This is a genomic window from Terrimesophilobacter mesophilus, from assembly GCF_014200375.1.
Lineage (GTDB): Bacteria > Actinomycetota > Actinomycetes > Actinomycetales > Microbacteriaceae > Terrimesophilobacter > Terrimesophilobacter mesophilus.
The window spans coordinates 1,066,248-1,086,599 of sequence record NZ_JACHBP010000001.1; the positions used below are offsets into that span (position 1 = coordinate 1,066,248).

18 protein-coding genes and 1 riboswitch are annotated in these 20,352 nt (G+C 67.9%); of the genes, 8 read left to right on the plus strand and 10 right to left on the minus strand.

The features are described from left to right. Nucleotides 1-3: 3 nt before the first annotated feature. From glyA to BKA04_RS05330, 7 genes are all read right to left on the minus strand, one after another. Nucleotides 4-1,314 carry a serine hydroxymethyltransferase gene (gene glyA, locus BKA04_RS05300; RefSeq protein WP_104095473.1) on the minus strand — a complete coding sequence of 437 codons (1,311 nt, stop codon included), beginning with the start codon at nucleotides 1,312-1,314 and terminating at the stop codon, nucleotides 4-6. A gap of 20 nt (nucleotides 1,315-1,334) precedes the next feature. Continuing rightward, nucleotides 1,335-1,417: riboswitch (ZMP/ZTP riboswitch) on the minus strand. A 2-nt stretch (nucleotides 1,418-1,419) separates the two neighbouring features. Next, nucleotides 1,420-2,346, minus strand: coding sequence for a 1-phosphofructokinase family hexose kinase (locus tag BKA04_RS05305; RefSeq protein WP_104095474.1), 927 nt, complete (start codon nucleotides 2,344-2,346; stop codon nucleotides 1,420-1,422). 7 nt (nucleotides 2,347-2,353) lie between these two features. Next, entirely contained in the window at nucleotides 2,354-3,232 is an 879-nt protein-coding gene (locus BKA04_RS05310; protein WP_104095475.1) for a carbohydrate ABC transporter permease, read from the minus strand. Then, nucleotides 3,225-4,169 (minus strand): carbohydrate ABC transporter permease, encoded by a 945-nt coding sequence (locus BKA04_RS05315; RefSeq protein WP_232841972.1) that lies wholly within the window; start codon nucleotides 4,167-4,169, stop codon nucleotides 3,225-3,227. The genes BKA04_RS05310 and BKA04_RS05315 overlap by 8 nt, the downstream gene beginning before the upstream one ends. Next, nucleotides 4,166-5,491: an ABC transporter substrate-binding protein gene (locus BKA04_RS05320; protein ID WP_232841973.1), complete on the minus strand. Its 1,326-nt coding sequence runs from the start codon at nucleotides 5,489-5,491 to the stop codon at nucleotides 4,166-4,168. The genes BKA04_RS05315 and BKA04_RS05320 overlap by 4 nt, the downstream gene beginning before the upstream one ends. After that, entirely contained in the window at nucleotides 5,488-6,729 is a 1,242-nt protein-coding gene (locus BKA04_RS05325; RefSeq protein WP_104095476.1) for a Gfo/Idh/MocA family protein, read from the minus strand. Before BKA04_RS05325 ends, BKA04_RS05320 begins: the two co-directional genes overlap by 4 nt. Nucleotides 6,730-6,837: 108 nt before the next feature. Further along, the gene (locus tag BKA04_RS05330; protein WP_104096647.1) at nucleotides 6,838-7,632 is read right to left on the minus strand and encodes a DeoR/GlpR family DNA-binding transcription regulator; all 795 of its coding nucleotides are present in this window, start codon (nucleotides 7,630-7,632) and stop codon (nucleotides 6,838-6,840) included. A gap of 161 nt (nucleotides 7,633-7,793) precedes the next feature. Between BKA04_RS05330 and BKA04_RS05335 the strand changes: the two genes are divergently transcribed. Genes BKA04_RS05335 through nagA form a run of 3 tightly spaced genes read left to right on the plus strand, consistent with a single transcriptional unit; the run spans nucleotide 7,794 to nucleotide 10,701 of the window. Beyond that, nucleotides 7,794-8,678: an SIS domain-containing protein gene (locus BKA04_RS05335; RefSeq protein WP_104095477.1), complete on the plus strand. Its 885-nt coding sequence runs from the start codon at nucleotides 7,794-7,796 to the stop codon at nucleotides 8,676-8,678. Next, on the plus strand, nucleotides 8,675-9,547 hold the full coding sequence (locus BKA04_RS05340; RefSeq protein WP_104095478.1) for an ROK family protein: 873 nt from the start codon (nucleotides 8,675-8,677) through the stop codon (nucleotides 9,545-9,547). Before BKA04_RS05335 ends, BKA04_RS05340 begins: the two co-directional genes overlap by 4 nt. Next, nucleotides 9,544-10,701, plus strand: coding sequence for an N-acetylglucosamine-6-phosphate deacetylase (gene nagA / locus BKA04_RS05345; RefSeq protein WP_104095479.1), 1,158 nt, complete (start codon nucleotides 9,544-9,546; stop codon nucleotides 10,699-10,701). Before BKA04_RS05340 ends, nagA begins: the two co-directional genes overlap by 4 nt. 151 nt (nucleotides 10,702-10,852) lie before the next feature. Here nagA and BKA04_RS05350 read toward each other — a convergent pair whose 3' ends face one another. Then, nucleotides 10,853-11,701 (minus strand): class II fructose-bisphosphate aldolase, encoded by an 849-nt coding sequence (locus BKA04_RS05350; protein WP_104095480.1) that lies wholly within the window; start codon nucleotides 11,699-11,701, stop codon nucleotides 10,853-10,855. 168 nt (nucleotides 11,702-11,869) lie between these two features. On the opposite strand from BKA04_RS05350, the gene BKA04_RS05355 reads away from it, so the two are divergent. Together BKA04_RS05355 and BKA04_RS05360 are read left to right on the plus strand one after the other, a co-directional pair. Further along, nucleotides 11,870-12,469 carry a hypothetical protein gene (locus BKA04_RS05355; protein WP_104095481.1) on the plus strand — a complete coding sequence of 200 codons (600 nt, stop codon included), beginning with the start codon at nucleotides 11,870-11,872 and terminating at the stop codon, nucleotides 12,467-12,469. Between the two features lie 147 nt (nucleotides 12,470-12,616). Then, on the plus strand, nucleotides 12,617-14,089 hold the full coding sequence (locus tag BKA04_RS05360) for a beta-N-acetylhexosaminidase (RefSeq protein ID WP_198413298.1): 1,473 nt from the start codon (nucleotides 12,617-12,619) through the stop codon (nucleotides 14,087-14,089). Nucleotides 14,090-14,164: 75 nt separating this feature from the next. Here BKA04_RS05360 and BKA04_RS05365 read toward each other — a convergent pair whose 3' ends face one another. Next, the gene (locus BKA04_RS05365; protein ID WP_104095483.1) at nucleotides 14,165-15,703 is read right to left on the minus strand and encodes an HNH endonuclease signature motif containing protein; all 1,539 of its coding nucleotides are present in this window, start codon (nucleotides 15,701-15,703) and stop codon (nucleotides 14,165-14,167) included. A gap of 231 nt (nucleotides 15,704-15,934) precedes the next feature. Between BKA04_RS05365 and BKA04_RS05370 the strand changes: the two genes are divergently transcribed. Together BKA04_RS05370 and BKA04_RS05375 are read left to right on the plus strand one after the other, a co-directional pair. Continuing rightward, nucleotides 15,935-17,515, plus strand: coding sequence for a beta-N-acetylhexosaminidase (locus BKA04_RS05370; RefSeq protein ID WP_167309677.1), 1,581 nt, complete (start codon nucleotides 15,935-15,937; stop codon nucleotides 17,513-17,515). A 49-nt stretch (nucleotides 17,516-17,564) separates the two neighbouring features. Then, nucleotides 17,565-18,074 carry a nitroreductase family deazaflavin-dependent oxidoreductase gene (locus BKA04_RS05375; RefSeq protein WP_104095485.1) on the plus strand — a complete coding sequence of 170 codons (510 nt, stop codon included), beginning with the start codon at nucleotides 17,565-17,567 and terminating at the stop codon, nucleotides 18,072-18,074. A 69-nt stretch (nucleotides 18,075-18,143) separates the two neighbouring features. On the opposite strand, the gene BKA04_RS05380 is transcribed toward BKA04_RS05375, so the two are convergent. After that, nucleotides 18,144-19,418: an MFS transporter gene (locus tag BKA04_RS05380; protein ID WP_333473433.1), complete on the minus strand. Its 1,275-nt coding sequence runs from the start codon at nucleotides 19,416-19,418 to the stop codon at nucleotides 18,144-18,146. Nucleotides 19,419-19,471: 53 nt separating this feature from the next. Here BKA04_RS05380 and purU point away from each other — a divergent pair, with 53 nt between their 5' ends. Continuing rightward, a complete protein-coding gene (gene purU, locus BKA04_RS05385) occupies nucleotides 19,472-20,350 on the plus strand; it encodes a formyltetrahydrofolate deformylase (protein ID WP_408646445.1) in 879 nt (292 codons plus the stop codon). The last annotated feature ends 2 nt before the right edge of the window (nucleotides 20,351-20,352 follow it).

The following is a 20,352-nucleotide window of genomic DNA, read 5'->3' on the forward strand; positions in this document are numbered from 1 at the left end:
CGCCTACCACTGCTCCAGGCCCGGGTAGAGCGGGAGGGCATCCGTGAGCTTCTTCACGCGGGCGCGGAGCGCGCCGAGGTCGGGGTCCGGGTGCAGCGCTGTGGCGATGACATCCGCGACCTCCGTGAACTCCTCGTCGCCGAAGCCACGCGTCGCGAGGGCGGGGGTGCCGATCCGAAGGCCCGAGGTCACCATGGGCGGCCTCGGGTCGAAGGGCACGGCATTGCGGTTGACGGTGATGCCGACCTCGTGCAGCACATCCTCTGCCTGCTTGCCGTCGAGCGGGGACTCGCGCAGATCCGCGAGCACGAGGTGGACGTCCGTGCCGCCGGTCAGCACGTCGACACCGTTCGCCTTCGCGTCATCCGCCATGAGCCGGTCGGCGAGGATCTTCGCCCCCCGGACGGTGCGCTCCTGGCGATCCTTGAACTCGTCGCTGCCCGCGAGAAGGAATGCGGTCGCCTTCGCGGCGATGATGTGCATGAGCGGTCCGCCCTGCTGGCCGGGAAACACGTTCGAGTTGAGTTTCTTCGCGAGCTCCTGGTCCCGGCTGAGGATGAAGCCCGACCGCGGCCCGGCGAGGGTCTTGTGCACGGTGCTCGACACGACATCCGCGTGGGGAACGGGGCTCGGGTGCAGCCCGGCCGCGACGAGGCCGGCGAAGTGCGCCATGTCGACCCAGAGTTTCGCACCCACCTCATCCGCGATGGCACGGAAAGCAGCGAAGTCGAGTTGCCGGGGGTATGCGGACCAGCCGGCGATGATGACGGCGGGTTTGTGCTCGAGCGCCTTGTCGCGGACGACATCCATGTCCACGAGGAAGGTCTTCGGGTCGACGCCGTACGCGGTGGCGTTGTAGAGCTTGCCGGAGAAGTTGAGCTTCATGCCGTGGGTGAGGTGGCCGCCGTGGGCGAGCTCGAGGCCGAGGATGGTGTCGCCGGGCCCCGCGATCGCGGAGAGCACGGCGGCGTTCGCCGTCGCACCGGAGTGCGGCTGCACGTTGGCGTACTCGGCACCGAAGAGCGCTTTCGCGCGGTCGATCGCGAGCTGCTCCGCGATGTCGACGAACTCGCATCCGCCGTAATAACGACGGCCGGGGTAGCCCTCGGCGTACTTGTTGGTGAGGACGGAGCCGGCGGATTCGAGCACGGCGCGCGGCACGAAGTTCTCGCTCGCGATCATCTCGAGGTAGTCGCGCTGTCGACCGAGTTCCTGCTGCAGTACGGCGGCGATCTCGGGGTCGACGCTCGAGAGCGGGTCGGTGAAGGTGGATGGGAGGCGATCGGACACGGGCTGGCTCCTCTGCAAGCTCATCGGATGGTTATAACGGTATCCGCTTCGGCCCAGGCGAACGGCCGAATCGCTTGTTATCGCTCCCCGGTGGTGGCCCACCCGAACGCCAGTCGCGATGGAGTCAGTCTAGCAATCCACGAGGCGGATGCCGGCGGCGATATCGAGCGCTGTGTCGCGATCGAACGAGCCTGCGCCGGGCTCCAGCGCGTTCGCGATCGAACAGCCGGATGCCTGCTTGAGGGCTTCCGAAAAATCGGACCCTGCATCCAGAGCCGCGAGCAGCCCGCCGAAGAAGGCGTCGCCACTGCCCACCGGGAATGCCCCGGTGCGCTCTGGGGGCGGAATTCTCCAGCGCCGGTCGCCATCCGTCGCGACGGCTCCCGCCGTGCCGTCGGTCACGACGACGAGGCCAGCGCTCCTGGTCTGGATCGCCGTCGCAAGCTCGATCGCGGCGGTGCCATCGGCCGTGCCGAGCAGTTCGATCGCCTCCGCACGGTTCACCTTCACGAGTGCGGGCGACACTGCCACTGCCTCGGTGAGAGCGGGCCCGTGGGTGTCGACCGCGAACGGTACGTCGCCGTCCGCGCTGGCGCGCGCAAGACCGGCGAGCACCGCGGGATCGAGACTCGCCGGCAGGCTCCCGGACGACGCCACCCAGCCGGGCTGCTGCAGCAGCAGCGCGTGAACCTCGGCAAGAACGTCCCCCCACTCCCCCGCGCTCACCGGTGTCGCAAGTTCGTACACCTCCGTCAGCCCTCCGCCGGCAACCGAAGCGATCGAGATGCAACTGCGGGTCTCTTCTCCCCCTCGGATGGCGCGCAGACCGACGCCCTCCCTCGGAAGCTGAGCGGAGATGAACTCTCCGGAGTACCCGCCGAGCACCGCAACGGCCCGCACGTCCGCGCCCATCGTGGCAGCGGACCTGGCCGCGTTGAGTGCTTTGCCGCCCGCCCGCCGGTGCACGGAGACGGGCCGGTGAGCCCCGCCGGGAAGGTACTCGTCGACGACGTAGGTCACGTCGACGGACGGACTCGGGGCGATGAAGACCAGCAACCGCTACTCACTTGATCCCGGTGAAGGCGAGGCCCTCGATCACACGCCGCTGGAGAATGATGAACAGGATGAGGATGGGCGCCATCGTGAGCACGCTCGCCGCCATGAGCACCGGATAGTTCACCGTGGGCACGCCGGCGAGCGCGGCGAGACCGACCGAAAGCGGGGCGGCATCCGACCTCGTGGAAACGACGAGCGGCCAGAGCAACTCGTTCCACGAGAACAGCACGACGAGGATCGCGAGCGCGCTCACGGCCGGGCCGGTGAGCGGAAGCATGATCTTCCAGAAGATCTGGAACGGGTTCGCGCCGTCGAGCCGCGCCGCCTCCTCGAGTTCGACGGGCAGGCCCAGGAAGAACTGCCGCATGAGGAACGTTCCGAACGCGCTGAACAGGCCGGGCGCGACGATGCCTGCGACCGTGTCCAGCAGGCCGAGGTTCTGCACGATCTGGTACTGCGAGAGCAGATAGACCTGCGACGGGACCATGAGGATCGCGAGGACGAGCGCGAGCATGAGCCCCCTGCCCCGGAACCGCATGCGGGCGAACGCGTAGCCGGCGAACGTGCACAGGATGATCTGGACGACAACCCGGATGACGGTGATCCAGATCGAGACGCCCAGCTGCGAGAAGAACGGCATGACGTCGAACACCGCGAGATAGTTGTCGAAGCGCAGTTCGCGCGGGAAGAACGTCGGCGGCACGCTCGTGACCTCGGCGTTCGAGGAGAGCGACATGATGATCTGCCAGAGGAACGGCAGGGCCATCGCGAATCCGCCGAGCACGAGCACGATGTGGGCGAACAGGTGCGAGCCGTAGCGCTTCGCTTCGGAACCGCGCCCGTGCGCTCGACGCGACCCGGACATCCGAACCGCCGGACTAGTCATAGTTCACCCACCTCTTCTGCAGGCGGAACTGGATGACGGTCACGATCCCGATGATGACGAGGATCGCGAGCGCGATCGCCGCGGCGAAGCCCTTGTCGTTCCTGATGAACCCGTTCTCGTAGAAGTAGAAGACGAGCGACTGGGTCGCCGGCATGACCGGATTGTTCGGCCCGAGCATGGCGTAGAGCGCGTCGAACAGCTGGAAACTGCCGATGATGGTGATGATCGTCACGAAGAAGACGCTCGGCGACAGCAACGGCACCGTCACGGAACGGAAGCGACGCCACGGGGTGGCGCCGTCGAGCTCCGCGGCCTCGTAGAGCTCCACCGGGATGTTCTTCAGGCCCGCGCCGAGAATGAGGATGGCCAGTCCGAACGAGCCCCAGAACCCGACGAGCGACACGGAGATGAGCGCGAGCCCCGGCGTCGAGAGCCAGTGCGGCCCATCGATGCCGACGAGCGACAGTGCGTAGTTGATGATGCCGAAGTCGCCGTTGAACATCATCCGCCAGACGAGGGAGATGGCGACCGGCATGGCGATGTACGGCAGGAAGAACAGCACCCGGTAGAGGGACGCGAAACGCAGGCCGGGGCGATTGATGAGGCTTGCCAGGAACACGGCGACCGGGATGCCGAGGAGCACGATCGCGGAGTAGATGAGAGTGTTCAGGATGGCCCGATAGAAGTCGGGGTCCTGGACCAGGCGGGCCCAGTTGGCTGCGCCGATCCAGGTCTGCCCTCCGAAGACCCCGAACTTGGTGAACGAGAAATAGACCGTCTGCAGGATGGGCCAGAGATAGAAGACGCACACACCGAGGAACAGGGGCGCGACGAACGCCCAGGGCCACCATCCGTCGGTCCTGGCCGGGCCCGCCGAACGCCGGCGGTCAGGAGTGCTGACCACCGGCGTCCGAACGGTGCGGAGGGACAACGTCACTCGGCGTCCAGCGCCGCTTGCACCTTCGTCGCGAGTTCCGCATTGGCCTTGTCGACCGAAACGTCGCCGTTGAAGGCGGGGAGGAGGATCTCCGCTTCCAATCCGGCCCACGCCGAGGTGTTCTTCGAGACCGGGTACGGGAATGAGTACGCGATCGCGTCGAGGAAGACCTGCAGATCGTACTGCGGGATCGAGTCGACGAAGGCCTGCTGGGTTCCGTTGAACGCGGGGATCACCGCGCCCATCTCGCCCTGCTGCTCCTGCGCGGCCTTGCTCGCGAGGTAGACCTGCAGGGCCTGCGCGGCCTGCTTGTTCGCACTCTTCGCCGAGACGACGTTGGCCACACCGTGGATGACGGTGGCCTGCCGCTCGCCCTTGGGCAATTCGACGACCTGGACGTCATCCTTGATGTCGGACTGCACCATGGCGTTGCGCTGCCAGCTTCCGCCCTGGAACATCGCGGCCTTGCCGGAGGTGAACCAGGTGAGGGCCGGGGTGTCGCTGAGCTGCTGGATGTTCGGCGACGCGCCGCTCGTGATGAGGTCGGTCCAGAACTGGATGCCGGCCGCGGCCTCCGGGGTGCCGTACCCCGTCTTCTTGCCGTCGGCGGAGATCACGTCACCGCCCGCCTGCAGGATGGTGTCGTAGTAACCCGACTGGCCGTCCGTCGCTGCGGCGATGCCGTAGATGCCGTCTCCGGAGAGCGCGGTGGAGATGGCCTTGGCCTTCGTCTGGATGTCGTCCCAGGTCCAGCCCGCCTTCGGCACCTCGACTCCGGCCTTCGCGAACAGCGCCTTGTTGTACCAGACCGCGATCGTGTCGAAGTCCTTCGGCACCCCATAGCTCACGCCGTCGAGGGTGTAGAGGTCGATGAGTGCCTTCGGGTAGTCGGCCGGCTTGATGTATCCGCCATCGACGATGGACGTGATCGGCTCGAACATCCCGTTGGATGCATAGAGCTGGAAGTTCGGTCCGTTCATCCAGAAGATGTCGGGGAGGGTCGAACTCGACCCCTGCGTCTGGAGCTTCGTCCAGTAGTCGCCCCACGGGGTGACGTTCACATTGACCTTGATGTTCGGGTACTCCTTGTTGAAGCCCTCGATGTTGGCGTTGATGGCATCCACCTGGGTCTGGTCCCAGACGCCATAGGTGATCTCGGCCGCGAAGTCCTTGGCCGGAGGGGTGTAGCCGTCGCCGCTGGGTTCCGCGGGGCTTCCGCCGCCGGCGCATCCGGCGAGGAGCCCGGCGAGGCCGAGCGCCGCGATACCGGTGAGCCAGCCACGGCGCCGCAAACGGGCATGGGGGGATATGCGATTCATCATGGGTGGTGCCTTTCTCCTTGGTGGTGGTCGGGCGTCGAGGATGAGACGGTGGTCTGTTCGAAGTAGTGTGCGAGTTCGGGGTCGAGGGGCGGGATGTCGACGGGCACCGACCCGTTGCGCAGCGACTGCGCGGCGAGGTCGCCGACCGCGACGGCGTAGCGCGCGGCGACCGGTGAGGTCTGTGTCGGGGCGCCTGTCCGGAGGTGCAACAGGAACTCCCCGACCGTCGCGGCGTCGGCGTCGACATGGCCTCCGTGCTCGCCCGCGATCGGGTACTCGGCGTCGCCGTCTGCCGCGTACTCGTGACGACGGTTCCAGACCTTCACGACCCCGCCGGAGGTGTCGCCGAAGTTCTCGAGACGGCCCTCGGTGCCGATGACGGTGTAGTTGCGCCAGTAGTCCGGGGTGAAGTGGGCCTGCTGGTAACTCGCCTGCACGCCGTTGTCGAGCTCCATCATGAGCATCGAGAGGTCCTCGACGTCGACGACGGGATTGAGACCGGTGTTCGACAGCGGCGGCCAGTTGTCCATAGAGAACCACTCCGTCATCCGCTGTCCCGTGCGGTCGGCACGATCGTCGATGGAGCCGTAGACGACGAGGCCGCCCATGCCGACGACCCGCCTGGCGTATCCTCCGGAGAGGTAGTGGATGACGTCGATGTCGTGGCTGGCCTTCTGCAGCAGGAGCGAGTTGGTCTTGCTGCGGTCGGCGTGCCAGTCCTTGAAGTAGTAGTCGGCGCCGTTACCGACGAAGTGTCGGCACCAGACCGCCTTGACCTCGCCGATCTCACCGCGTTCGATGATGTCGCGCATGAGCACGACGACGGGAGAATGCCGGAAGTTGTGGCCGATGTAGAGGGCGGTTCCGGTCGACCTCGCGGCGGCGAGCGTCTCGTCGGCCCCGGTGATGCTGATGGCGAGCGGCTTCTCGAGATAGACCGGGATGCCGGCCTCGAGCAGGTCGATGGCGATCCGTGCGTGAGTCCAGTCGGGGGTGAGCACGAAGGCCGCATCGAGGTTGTTCGCCGTGGTCAGTTGCTCGTGGCTCTCGAGGAGCGCCACGTCCGAGCCGAAGAGCTCGAGGGCTTTCGCGCGACCCTCCTCGCTCGGGTCGACCGCGGCGACGACCTTCTCACCGGCCGCGATCGCGTGCCGGAGGATGTCCGCCCGCTGCCCGACGCCCACGACGGCCAGCCGCAGCGCATCGGCTGACGATGGTTCCCGGTGAGTCGAATTCATCGAAGCAACATCCTTGTTTGCGTGATCTTGAACGATTATGCCCCATATCGATCATGATTTGTCAACCCTTCCGGGCAGACCGGTTCCCGATCGCAACGAGCGAGCCGACTACGCCCGGGTGGCGACGATCACGTCGACCGCGGCATTCTCGAGCGCTCGCGCCATGTCGTCGGACACGGCCGCGTCCGTGACAAGGGTGTCGATCTTCTCGAGCGGGCAGATCCGCGCGAAGGTCGACCTGCCGAGCTTCGAGGCATCCGCGACGACGACGACCCGCTTGGCGACATCCGCGAGCTGCCTGCTCACCTCGGCCTCTCCCTCGTGGATCGTCGTCGCACCGAACTCCGCACTCAGTCCGTCGACACCGAGGATCGCGACGTCGAGGGTCAGTTCGTTGATGGTCTCACCGACGAGAGGGCCGACGAGTTCGTAGGACTGCCTGCGCGCGACGCCTCCCGTCACGACGATCTTCACCTGAGGGCGAATGGAGAGTTCGAACGCGATGTTGAGGGCATTCGTGACGATCGTGACCCCCGGCTCGTCACCGTGTCCGATGAGGTGCTCGCTCCTGCCGAGCACGCGAGACACCTCGCTCGTCGTCGTGCCACCGTTGAGCCCGATGACATCGCCGAAGTTCACCAGGCCGACGACCGCCTCCGCGATCGCGACCTTCGCCTCCGCGTTGCGGGGGATCTTGTACTGGAGCGGCAGTTCGTAGCCGGACCCGAGCGCCATACCGCCGCCGTGGGTCCGCGTGACGAGGCGCTGCTCTGCGAGGCTGTTGAGGTCGCGGCGAGCGGTAGCGGCCGAGACTTTGAGCTCGTCGACGATGTCCTGGATGGAGACGGATCCGCGCAGGATGATGAGCTCGAGCAGTGCGTTCAATCGCTGCTGCTGAGACATCGCTCGTGCCTTCCACTCTTCTCGGGCGGACTTGTCCGCCGCCCGCACCATCAAAGCACAGGCGCGCCGATTGCGGACGGCTTGATTGAAATTGCCCGTTTTCGCTAGTATCAATCAAGAGTGTTCGCGAATTCGACGCTCTCATCGACAGGAAGCAGCTCATGAACCACACATTCGTCGCGGAAGAGATCGCTGCACAGCCGGAGTCCTGGCGCACGGCGGCGGCCCTCGTCGACACGGTGCGCACGTCGCTCCCTTCTCGAGGTGAACGAGTGGCGATCGTGGGCTGCGGCACATCATGGTTCATCGCGATGAGCTGCGCCGCGAGGCGCGAACAGGCCGGGCACGGCGAGACCGACGCGTTCGCCGGTTCGGAGTTCCCTGCCAACCGGAGGTACGACCGGGTCGTCGCGATCTCCCGTTCCGGGACGACCACCGAGATCATCGAACTGCTCACCCGCCTGCCGAAGCACACGACGACACTCCTGACGGCCGTCACAGACTCCCCGGCTGCGCAGTTGGCAGGCAACGTCATCCCGCTCGCGTTCGCCGACGAGAAGTCGGTGGTGCAGACCCGATTCGCGACGACGGTCCTCTCGCTCTTCCGTGCCCTGCTGGGCGATGATGTCGCCGCGCTCGCCCGCGACGCCGAGGCGGCACTCGTCGAGCCGATCGACGACCTGCTGGATGCCGAGCAGGTGACTTTCGTGGGGCGCGGAGCAGCCGTCGGTCTCGCTCATGAGGCCGCGCTGAAGTCTCGCGAGGCCGCCCAGCTCTGGACGGAGGCCTATCCGGCCATGGATTACCGCCACGGCCCGATCTCCATCGCCGAGCCAGGGCGACTCGTCTGGTGCCTCGGCCCATCGCCGGAGGGCCTTCGCGGCGACGTCGAGGCGACGGGGGGGCGCTTCGTCGAGTTCGAGCTCGACGCGCAGGCCGCGCTCGTCATCGCCCAGCGGTTCGCCGTCGCCCAGGCCGAACGCAGAGGACTGGACCCCGACCACCCCCGCAACCTCAGCCGTTCGGTTATCCTGACAACCGAATGAGCCAACCACTCACCCTGGGCATCGATGTCGGTGGGACGAGCATCAAATGCTCGGCGATCGACCCGTCCGGCGAGTCGCGAGATGTCCTCCGGATGCCCACTCCCCAGGATGACACCGACGGCGCGCGCACCGCATCCGCGGTCAGAGGGCTCATCGAGCGCGTGCGGGCCGCCCACGACATCGCGGCGATCGGTCTCGCCGTGCCCGGGATCGTCGATGAGGCATCCGGCACCGTGGTGAGCGCTGTGAACCTCGGCTGGAAGGATGTCGGATTTCGCGCTCTCATCGAGCGTTCGGTGAACATTCCGGTCGCGTTCGGCCAGGACGTTCGTACGGGCGCACTCGCCGAGGCGAGGCTTGGGGCGGCGCGTGGGTATCCGGTCTCCGTGTTCCTCCCCATCGGCACCGGTGTGTCGATCGCCACCGTGATCGACGGCGTTCCGCTCGCTGGCGGCGGCTGGGCGGGCGAGCTCGGACAGTTGCCGATCGGGCGACCAGGCGAGGCCGACCGCGTGTCGATCGAGTCCCTGGCCTCCGCCTCCGCGATCGCGGCCCGCACGGGCTCCCGGACTGCGCTCGATGCGGCCGAGAAGGTCCGCCAGGGCGACCCGCTCGCCGTTCGCGTGTGGACGGAAGCCATCGACGCGCTCGCCGACGCGCTCGCCTGGACGGTCGCCGTGACCGGCGCAGGAATCGTCGTGGTGGGCGGTGGGCTGGGCTCGGCGGGGCGACTGCTGCTCGACCCCCTCGAGGCCGGACTGAGTGCGCGACTCTCGACACTGCGTCCGCCGGTCGTGGCGGGAGCGGCTTTCGCCGACCTGTCCACGATGGTGGGCGCGGGGTTGATCGCGCACGACCTCCTGCGATGAGCGCGGAGCCGGTGTCCGTCTACACCGCGGACGCCATCGTGACCGGAAGTCTCATCCTCAGCCCAGGCTGGATCCGGGTGGAGGGAGCCCGCATCCTCGAGGTCGGGCGTGGTTCGGCTCCAGGGACAGTTCCCGTCACATCCGCTCCGATCGCACTCCGCGGCACGGTCGTTCCGGGGTTCGTCGACATCCATGCCCACGGCGCGGCCGGCCTCCATTTCGCCGAGGCCGTCGATCGCGAGATCGAGCCTGCGATCGACTGGCACGCTCGGCGGGGCACGACGACGCTCGTCGCGTCTCTGGCGACGGATGCCTTCCCCCGGATGGAGGAGCAGGTCGCCGCCCTCGCACCGCTCGTACGTGACGGCGCGCTTGGCGGCATCCACCTCGAGGGCCCGTGGTTGTCGCCGGAGCACCGCGGAGCCCATGAGGCGACCCTGCTGCATCCACCGGCCACCGACGAGGTCCGACGGCTGCTGGCGGACCCGGCGGTCAGGATGGTCACGGTCGCACCCGAACTGCCGGGCGGGTTGGAGGCGATCGACTCCATCGTTGCGGCCGGCGCTATCGCCGCGATCGGGCACACCTCGTGCGATTTCGCGACGGCGACGGCCGCATTCGATCACGGCGCGACCGTCGCCACCCACCTCTTCAACGGCATGCCTGCCCTGCACCACCGGATGCCGGGACCGGTCGGGGCCGCGCTCCTGGACGATCGTGTCGTTGCGGAGCTCATCCTCGACGGCCATCATCTCGCGGACGGGACGGTCGCCATCGCCGCGCGTCTCCTGGGCGATCGCCTCGTCGCCGTCTCGGATTCGATCGCGGCGACCGGACAACCGGACGGCGAATACACACTCGCCGGAACAGCCGTCTCGGTGCGCGACGGCGTCGCGCGGGTCGCGGGAGGCGGCTCTCTCGCGGGAAGCACGATGACACTCGCGTCGGCATTCCGCGCGCTCGTCGAGCGGCAGGGATTCTCGCTCCTCGAGGCTGTCCTGGCGACGGCCACGGTGCCGGCCGGGGCGCTCGGCCTCTCGGCTGTGGGAAGCATCCGAGCAGGCGGATTCGCCGACCTCGTCGTGCTGGATGGCCTGACCGTTTCTGCGGTGATGAGGCGCGGCGAGTGGCTGGGCGCGACACCGACGCGGTAGTGACGCGGCGCCGGGCAGCACCGACGCGGCCGTGACGCGGCGCGGGGCAGCACTGGCGCGTGCGGGTCCCAACCAGCCCCGGCCCAGACCGGCCCGGTCGGGACCGCAGCTGGGACCGCAGTTGGGCCGCAGCTGAGCCCGCTTGCGGTGGTCAGCCGCCCACGACCGCGCAGAGTTCGGCCACCTCGATGGCGACCGCCTCCCGCGCTGACCGGAGGTACGAGCGCGGATCCGTCGCGGCGGGGTCCGACGCCAGAAATTCTCTGATCCTCCCGGTGAACCCGACGTTGAGGGCGGTGCCGATGTTGACCTTGCGGATCCCGGCTTTCACCGCATCCCGGAGGACTGCGTTCGGTACGCCGGAGGACCCGTGAAGCACGAGCGGGATCGTGAGGCGACGGGCGAGGCGGCTGATGAGATCGACATCGAGCACGGCGTCGCGCGAGGTCATCGCGTGCGAACTGCCGACCGCGACCGCGAGGCCGTCGACGCCGGTCGCGCGGACGAATCCTGCGGCCTCCTCCGGATCGGTGCGGACGCCTGGCGCGTGCGCGCCGTCCTTCCCGCCGATCTCGCCCAACTCCGCCTCGACCCACAGCCCGGCCTCGCGTGCGCGCGCGGCCAGGAGCGCCGTCGCCAGGACGTTGTCGTCATACGGCATCCGGGAGGCGTCGACCATGAGGGAGCTCACCCCGAGTTCGCCGGATTGCACGATTCCGGCGAGCACGAGGTCCTCGTCCTCGAGATGGTCCAGGTGGAGTGCGATGGCGACCTCGGATGCGATGGCGAGCTCGCGGCATGCTGCGAGGATCGGACGCAAGCGCCCGTTGTGGTAGCGCACGGCATTCTCGCTCACCTGCAGGATGACGGGGCAACCCGTCCGCTCGGCGCCGGCGAGGACGCCCTCCGCGTGCTCGATGGTGATGACGTTGAACGCCGGCACCGCGGTTCCCGCGCGCCGTGCACGCTCGACGAGTTCAGAGGTTCGCGCGAGGGTCATGATTCGATCCTTGCCTGTCGTCACTCCAATTCGCAAGTTCTTGATTGTGAATCCGGATTATCGATCATAATAGATCACACGGTGCGCTCAGGCGAGGCCGACCGCCGCCACGATGTCCAACGCGAGGAACCCTTGCTGAAGGGTCACGGCACCCGATAGCATCGCCGCGTGACCACACCCCATCAGCTCGGACCGGAGGTGGTGACACGGGGGCTGCTTTTCTCGCTCGTCGTGATCCCGCTCGGCATCATCGCCTGGCTGATCCTCTGGAACTTCGGCTTCATCGCCTCGGTCGTCGCGTGGGGGATCGCATTCCTGGCTTCATGGCTCTACCGGCGGGGCGCCGGGCGCATCGGGCGAACCGGTGTGATCGTCGTCGTGGCCGTGACCGTCGGCACCCTGCTTCTGGCCCTCGTCGCCGGATTCGCGTGGGATGTCGCCGTCGCGGTGGAGCAGGAGTTCGGTGTGCCGTGGACGACCGCCATCGGGATGCCCGAGTTCTGGCAGGACACGTTCGGCTGGATGTTCGATCCTTCGAACCTGCTCACGCTCATCCTGGCGCTCGGCTTCGGCTTCCTCGGATGCTTCTGGACGCTCCGCCAGCTCAGCCGCTCCACGAAGGCGGTCGCGTCGGGCCCGGCGAGCGGTGCCGTGGCGGCTGCCCCGGCCGAGGGAACGACGGAGGGCGCGACGGCGACGGGGACGGGTGAAGCCGACTCCGGCCAGGAGCAGCGTCCTTCACCGCCTTCGGAGCCGTCTGGCTCGTAGCGCTCGCTGCGTCGCACCATCGCTGCACCCCACCTTTATTGCGTCCACGCAACACCGCGCGGCACGGCCAGGCGGCACGGCCAGGCGGCATCGCCACGGGGCATCGCGATCGCGGCTATCGTGAACCTCGACGTGAACGGAGCAACCGTGGGCAACACTGCAGACACCGTCATTCCGGCTCCCGCCTCGCAGACCGCGGGCGATGGCGCTTTCGATCTCGGCCGGGCGACGGCGATCGCCGCGACCGCCGATGCCGCGCCCGTCGGCGAATATCTGGCCTCCCTGCTTCGCACGGCGACCGGGCTGTACCTTCCGGTCGGCCGCGACGGCAACGTGGTCCTCACGATCGAGCCGGGACATCCGGAGGGCGGGTATGACCTGGCGGTGGCGCCGGACGGCATCCGTCTCGCCGCGAACGATGCCGCAGGGCTCTTCCTGGGGGTGCAGACTTTGCGACAGCTATTGCCGCCGTCATCCGCCGATTCCCCGGCATCCCTGGTACCCCCGGAGATCGCCGCGACCACGATCTCCGACCATCCGCGCTTCGCCTACCGCGGCGCGATGCTGGATGTCGCCCGCCACTTCTTCGGCGTCGACGAGGTCAAGCGCTACATCGACGACATTGCGCTGCTCAAGCTCAATGTGCTGCACCTGCACCTCACGGACGATCAAGGCTGGCGGCTCGAGATCGAGGGGTGGCCGCGGCTCACACAGCATGGCGGCTCGACGCAGGTCGGTGGCGCAGGCGGCGGCTTCTACACCCAGGACGATTTTCGCGAGATCGTCGCCTACGCCACTTCGCGCTTCATCACGATCGTTCCCGAGATCGACCTGCCCGGTCACACCAACGCTGCCCTCTCCTCCTACCCCGAGCTGACCTGCGACGGCCATGCCCCCAAGCTCTACGAGGGCATCGAGGTCGGGTTCTCGTCGCTGTGCATCGACAACGCGCACACCTACGAGTTCGTGGCGGATGTCCTCGGCCAGGTCGCCGCACTCACCCCCGGCCCGTGGATCCACATCGGGGGCGACGAGGCCCTGTCGACTCCTGACGCGGACTATCTGCGGTTCATCGAGCGGGCATCCGGGATCGCCGCCGCAACCGGCAAGACCGTGATCGGCTGGCACGAGATGGGGCGGAGCCCGGACCTGCCGGCGGGGACGGTCGGCGAATACTGGAGCTTCACGACGCCGGAGGGCGATGCGGCCGAGGTATCCCGGAGGTTCGTCGACCGTGGCGGACGGCTCATTCTCGCGCCCGCGGATGTCGCCTACCTGGACATGAAGTACGACGAGTCGAGTGCGCTCGGGCTGGTCTGGGCGAAGGGGCCGACGAGCATCGAGGATGCGTACGGTTGGGATCCCGCCGAGGTCATCCCCGGTGTCGGCGATGCGCAGCTGCTTGGGGTCGAGGCGCCGCTGTGGACGGAGACGATCGTCACGATGACCGACATCGAGTCGATGGCGTTTCCCAGGATCGCCGCGATCGCCGAGCTTGCCTGGTCGCCGCGTCGCACTCGCGACTTCACCGAGTTCGCCTCGCGTCTGGCGGCGTTCGGCGCGCACCTCGCCGCGCTCGGCATCGCCTTTCACCGCGCGCCCGGAGTGCCCTGGCGGTAGCCGGATCCCGCGGCAATCCGTTGCGGAACGAGCTGGCGGTTCCGGAATGCATCCGAGAGGGCATCCGAGAGCACGTCAGGCGGGGAGAAGCGTGGGGGTCCGCAGCGCACCACCCAGTGCATCCCGCAGCGCAGGCGACTTGGTCGGCATGGACCTGCGCGTTCGGGCGGGGTCGACATCCGATGGCGGAATGAGCCAGTACTCGCACTCGCCCGCGCCAGCAATCCCCGGTGGCCCGCCGCGCGTCGTGAGCTCGATCTCCCAGTGATTGTCGTGCAGGAGCAGGTGGTGGTGTCGGCAGAGAAGGATGCCGTTGTCGACGTCAGTCGGCCCGTGGTCGCGGTCCCACCAGCGAACGTGATGCGCCTCGGTCCACTCCGGCGGCCGCTCGCAGCCGGGCCACCGGCATCCGCCGTCGCGCGCGGAGAGCAGCCGGCGTTGGACCCGGTTGAAGTATCGCGCGGTGCGGCCGAGGTTGGCCGGCTGCATCCGGTCGTCGAAGGCGATGGTCTCGCTTCCGGCGGAGCACAGGTGGCGCTCAACGGTGGCGATGGAGACGGGAAGGTCCTGGCCTTCGATCCACCCGCGGCCGCTGCCACTCTCGAGGTCTTTCGCCGCCACGAGTATGCGCACGGCGGGGCGGTTCAGCCCGACGATCGTTGTCGGGTCGGTGTCGAGGGCAAGCTGGACGAGTTCGAGCAGGCTGTCGGATGCGAGTTGCTCCATGGTGCGCTCGTCGCGTTCGATCGCCTCCGCGCGCTCTCGTTCGCCCTCGGCGATGAATCGTGGCCCGCGGCGGCGGGGGGAGGTGATCTTGTCGTAGACGTCATCGATGAGCGCAGCACCCTCAGGGTCGAGGTCCCAGGTGTAGCGGGTCATGCCGTCCGGACGACGCCACCGACGGAACGCGCGCAGCGAACGGCGCTGCCGCTCTCGCTCGGCGATTCCCGCGGCATCCAGTTCGTCGCGGGCATCCCGCGCGAGCCGCAGCACGCGATCGGCGTCGATGGTCACCCGGCTGAGTGCCGCACCCGCCCCAGCCGAAGAGGTCCAGCTCGCGATCATGTCGACGAGCCTCGCGGCCGCTGCGGCGAGCACCTCCCGGTCGATGCCGGGTCCGGGCTCGCCGAGGCCATTGCGCAGGGCCTCGGCCGCCGCAATGCTGAGGCTCCCGGAGGCGACGGCGGCGCCCACGACGGCCAGCCACGGCTTCGACGCGATCCGGAACGCCTCCTCAGGGTCATCGACCCCGTTGGCCCGTGCCTGCCCCAGCAGGTCGGCATCGTTCAGCATGCTCCCGACGCGCACGAGAGTGCCGGCCTCGCGCGACGACGACCCGGTGATACCGCGGATGAGCGCCTCAGGCGTGCGAAACCCCTGCTTGCGAGCCAGCCCGTCCAACCCCGCCTCGGCGCAGGAGCGCCGGACGGTCTCCCCCGCCAGCACTGCCGCGCACGCGTCCACGTGCCGCTTCACCTCGGCGAGCGCGCGCTGGGCAGCCAGGAGCCCGGCGTCATCGAGTGCGCGCGAACCCGGTGCGTTCTCGCCCGCGCGGGCGGCAGCATCCGCCAACACCTCGAGTGAAGATGTGAAGATATTTGCGGATGTTGACATGCATACAGTCTTCGGGAATCGAATATCAATTTCCAGCGATGGTCCAGATCTCCGGAGAAGTCGTTCCCGGGGCACCCTGTGGAGGAGGAGTGCGGCCCTGCGCCCAGCCACACCCCGCAGCACGCTCGGCGCCGGCGGTCGCCAGAGCTCTCACCACCCGAAACCGCCCGCCTCCACCGACAGCAATTGGGGATAGTCTCATCGCAACCGCACGTCGAGATGAGGACGGTCATGGCCTTCAAGCATCGCGTCGGCTGGTACGTGCCGCTTGCGGTCGTCCTGGCCACGGCGGTCCCCGTCGCGGGCGCGACCATCTCCGGGTTCGACGAGAACGTCGCGGCGCAGGCTCTCGCACCCATGGCGGCACGGACGGTCGTTCCGGCCCCCGTGTTTCGAGTCCAGGGCACCGGCTCGTTCACCCTCGACAAGAGCACCGCCGTCGACGCACGGGATGAGGCGGCTCCCGTCGGCGAATACCTCGTGAACCTCCTCCGTCCCGCGACCGGACTTCCGCTCCCGATGTCGGGGGTCGGCGACATCGAGCTCGTCGTTGAGCCTGGCCACCCGCCAGGCGGCTACGACCTGCGCGTCTCGCCATCCGGCATCTGGATCGCCGCCGATGACGCGGCCGGCCTGTTCCTCGGTGTCCAGACGCTGCGACAGCTGCTTCCGCCCGCGTCGACCGGCACCACCCGGTTCGGCGTCGCCTCGACGACCATCTCCGACCAGCCGCGGTTCTCCTACCGCGGGGCCATGCTGGATGTCGCGCGGCATTTCTTCCCTGTCTCCGTCGTCAAGCGGTACATCGACGACATAGCGTTGTTGAAACTCAACGTGCTGCACCTGCACCTCGCAGACGACCAGGGCTGGCGCATCGCGATCGACGGATGGCCGCGCCTCACCTCGATCGGCGGCTCGAGCGAGGTGGGCGGCGGCACCGGCGGCTTCTACACCCAGGCGCAGTACCGCGACATCGTCGCGTACGCGGCATCCCGGTACATCACGATCGTCCCCGAAATCGACATGCCCGGGCATACGAATGCTGCCCTCGCCTCCTATCCGGCCCTCAACTGCAGCGGGGTGGCACCTCCGCTGTACCACGGCACGAGCGTCGGGTTCTCGTCGCTGTGCGTCGACAAATCCATCACCTGGACCTTCCTGACGGATGTCCTCACCCAGCTCGCCGCGCTCACGCCGGGCCCATGGCTCCACGTGGGTGGGGACGAGTCGGCCGCGACGCCGCTGAACGACTACTACCGCTTCGTCGCCCGCGTCGGAACGATCGTCGCCGGCACAGGCAAGACGATGATCGGATGGCACGACATCGGCCGGAGCCTGAGCCTTCCCAAGGGAACGATCGGCGAATACTGGGACTTCACAACCCCGCGGCCGGGCTCCGGCGCCCTGTCACGCAGTCTCGTGAAACGCGGCGGAAAACTCATCATGGCCCCCGCGAACGTCGCATACCTCGACCAGAAGTATGCCCTGGGCGAGAACATCGGCACCCAGTGGGCCCAGGCGCCGCTCACGATCCAGGAATCGTACGGATGGGACCCCGCGACGGTCGTGAGCGGGGTGGGAGAGGAGCAGATCCTCGGCGTCGAAGCGCCCCTCTGGTCAGAGACCTTCTCGACGCTCAGCCAGCTCGAATACCTCGCGTTCCCGCGCATCGTCGCGATCGCCGAGGTGGGATGGACCCCGCAGAAGGATCGCCACTTCAAGGACTTCGCGTCGAGGCTGGCGTCGTTCGCGAACTACCTCCAGGCACTCGGAATCAACTACAAACGCACCCCGGGAGTACCGTGGCACTGAGCATCGTCCGGGCGGCCGACATCGCCCGACGCCGCGAAGGGATACGCCCATGACCGCCGTCGTGCACGTTGTGCGGTCTCTGCTCGCTCCCCTGACGCGGACGCGCGCCTTCCGCTGGCTGGGTCCTCGGGCGCTCCCGCCGCTGGAGTTCCTCGCGAAGGGTCTGAGCGGCGGTCGAGTCCAGATCAGCGGCCTGCTCGTACACTCCCTCACCCTGTACACCACTGGCGCGCACTCGGGACAGTCGCGTGTCACCGAGCTGATGTACACGCCGGATGGCCGTGGCCGCGCCATCGTCGCCGGGACGAGCTTCGCCCGGGAACGCCATCCGGGCTGGACGTACAACCTCCTCGCGAACCCGGATGCCGTGATCACCGTGCGCCATCGTCGCCTTGCCGTGCACGCCGACGCCATCGGCGACACCGAGCGCGATGCCGCCTGGGTCCTCATCGAGGCGCAGTGGCCCGGATACCGTCACTACGAACGCGAATCGGGACGGACGGTGCGCCTCTTCCGCCTCACCCCCACCGCGGAGCTGCCTGGCGACTTGCCCGGCTGACCACTCACGGGAGCTGGCGAACGCGACGCACGCGTCGGTTCCCGAAACCGACCGAACCGGCGGTCCTCACTATGCGGCCGCCCCGCCGTCACGGGAACGCCTGACAGCGATGACCCGATCGCTGACCAGGATGAGGACGACGACGAACGCGACGACGGCGACATCCGCGAACGGGAGCACGGTGAGGCTGAAGCCGGTGAGCAGAATCGACCCGACGAGCGCGCCTCCGCCGATCCCGACGTTGAAGGAGGTCGTCACGAGGGCCGCGGACACGTCCCGGATCTGCGGGGACGCGATCTGCAGCACCCGTGTCTGGAGCAGAGCAGGCGCCCCGCCGAACGCGATCCCCCACACCACGAGCGCAATGACGACGACGACCTGCTCGTTCGGGAACAGGGCCGTCGTGAGTACTGCGAGGCCGACGAACCCGACGCTCGCGATCAGTCCTGCCCTCGGGAACCGCCCGCCGAACACGCCGACGAGAACGAGGCCGACGGCTCCGGACGCGCCGTAGACGAGCAGCAGGATGCTCACCGATTCGCCGGAGAAGCCATTGACATCCGTAAAGAAGGGGACGATGTACGTGTAGTAGAGGTTGTGCCCGATCATGATGAGCGTCGTGATGACGCACACCAGGATCACTCCCCTGAGGGTGCGATCCCTGCGCAGGGGGAGGGCGATCTCGCCCGTCGCGAGAGGCTGGATGTGGTTGACCGGCGGCAGGAACACCCACACGAGTGCGGCGAGCACGAGCACCGCGACCCCGACGACGACGAACGCGACGCGCCAGTCGAGCAGGTGACCCAGTGCGGTACCGGCCGGCACTCCGAGAACGAACGCCGCCGACCCGCCCGCCGAGGTGATCGCCACGGCGCGGGCGAGGTGTCGCTTCTCCACGAGGTGCCCCGGATACGCACCGACGACGGCCCAGAACAGTCCGTGCGCGAGGCCTCCGAGGATCCTCGAGAAGACCATGACCTCGTAGGTCGGTGCGACGGCGCTCAGGAAGTTGGACGCGGCGAAGGTGATGAGCACGACGATCACGAGCGGCTTGCGCGGGAGGCGCCGGGTGATCGCAGCGAGGGGTGCTGCACTCAGGACGACGGTCGCCGCGAACACCGTGATCAGCAGGCCGACGCTCGTCTGCGGCACGCCGAGCCCGTCCGCCATCTCGGGCAGGAGACCGGTCGGCAGGAACTCGCTCGTCACGGCGATGAAGATGGCGCCGGCGAGCGTCAGCAGGCCGACCCACGGGAACGGGGTATCTGTACGACGCGCGCGCATGGCCGGAAACCCTTCGAATGGTGTGGTGTGGTGCGCGAAGCCGCCCGCTGGATGCCGCACGAGAGCGTCATCCGTTCCAGCCTACCCGCACCGATCCAATACGCTTGGGGGCTATGAGCGAGACGATGCCGGATGGCGCGAACCGCGCGGGGCACTGGGTTCTCACGCTCGTCTGCACCGACCGGCCGGGCATCGTGCACGCCGTGAGCGGTGCGATCGTCGACGCCGGTGGCAACATCACGGAGTCGCAGCAGTTCGCGAGCCTCGACACCGGGATGTTCTTCATGCGGCTTCAGGTGGAGGCGGCAACGGACCGAGAGACCTTCCAGGCGAAACTCGCCCCGGTCACCGACCGCTACGGAATGACCTGGACGCTGGATGTCGTCGGCCGTCCCCTGCGCACCCTCGTTCTCGTGTCGAAGGCCGGCCACTGCCTCGCGGATCTCCTGTTCCGCCAGCGTGCGGGGCAGCTCAGGGTCGACCTTCCGCTCGTGCTCAGCAATCATCCGGATCTCGCGGGTCTCGCCGAGTTCTACGGTGTCGGATTCGAGGCGCACTCCGTCGTCTCGCCCGAGCAGAAGCTGGCGTTCGAACGACGCATCATCGAGACCATCGACGAGCACGACATCGAACTCGTCGTGCTCGCCCGCTACATGCAGGTGCTCTCCCCTGAGCTGTGCGAGCGGCTGCAGGGACGGATCATCAACATCCACCATTCCTTCCTGCCCGGTTTCAAGGGAGCGAACCCCTACCGCCAGGCCCACGCCAGGGGCGTCAAGCTCATCGGCGCGACGGCGCACTTCGTCACGGGTGAACTCGACGAAGGTCCGATCATCGAGCAGAACGTCGTGCGGGTCGACCACTCGCGAACGCCGGCGGAGCTCATGGCGATCGGCCAGGACGAAGAGTCCCGCACCCTCACCCAGGCGGTCACCTGGTTCGCAGAGCACCGTGTGCTGCTCGACGGCCAGCGCACCATCATCTTCCGCTGACC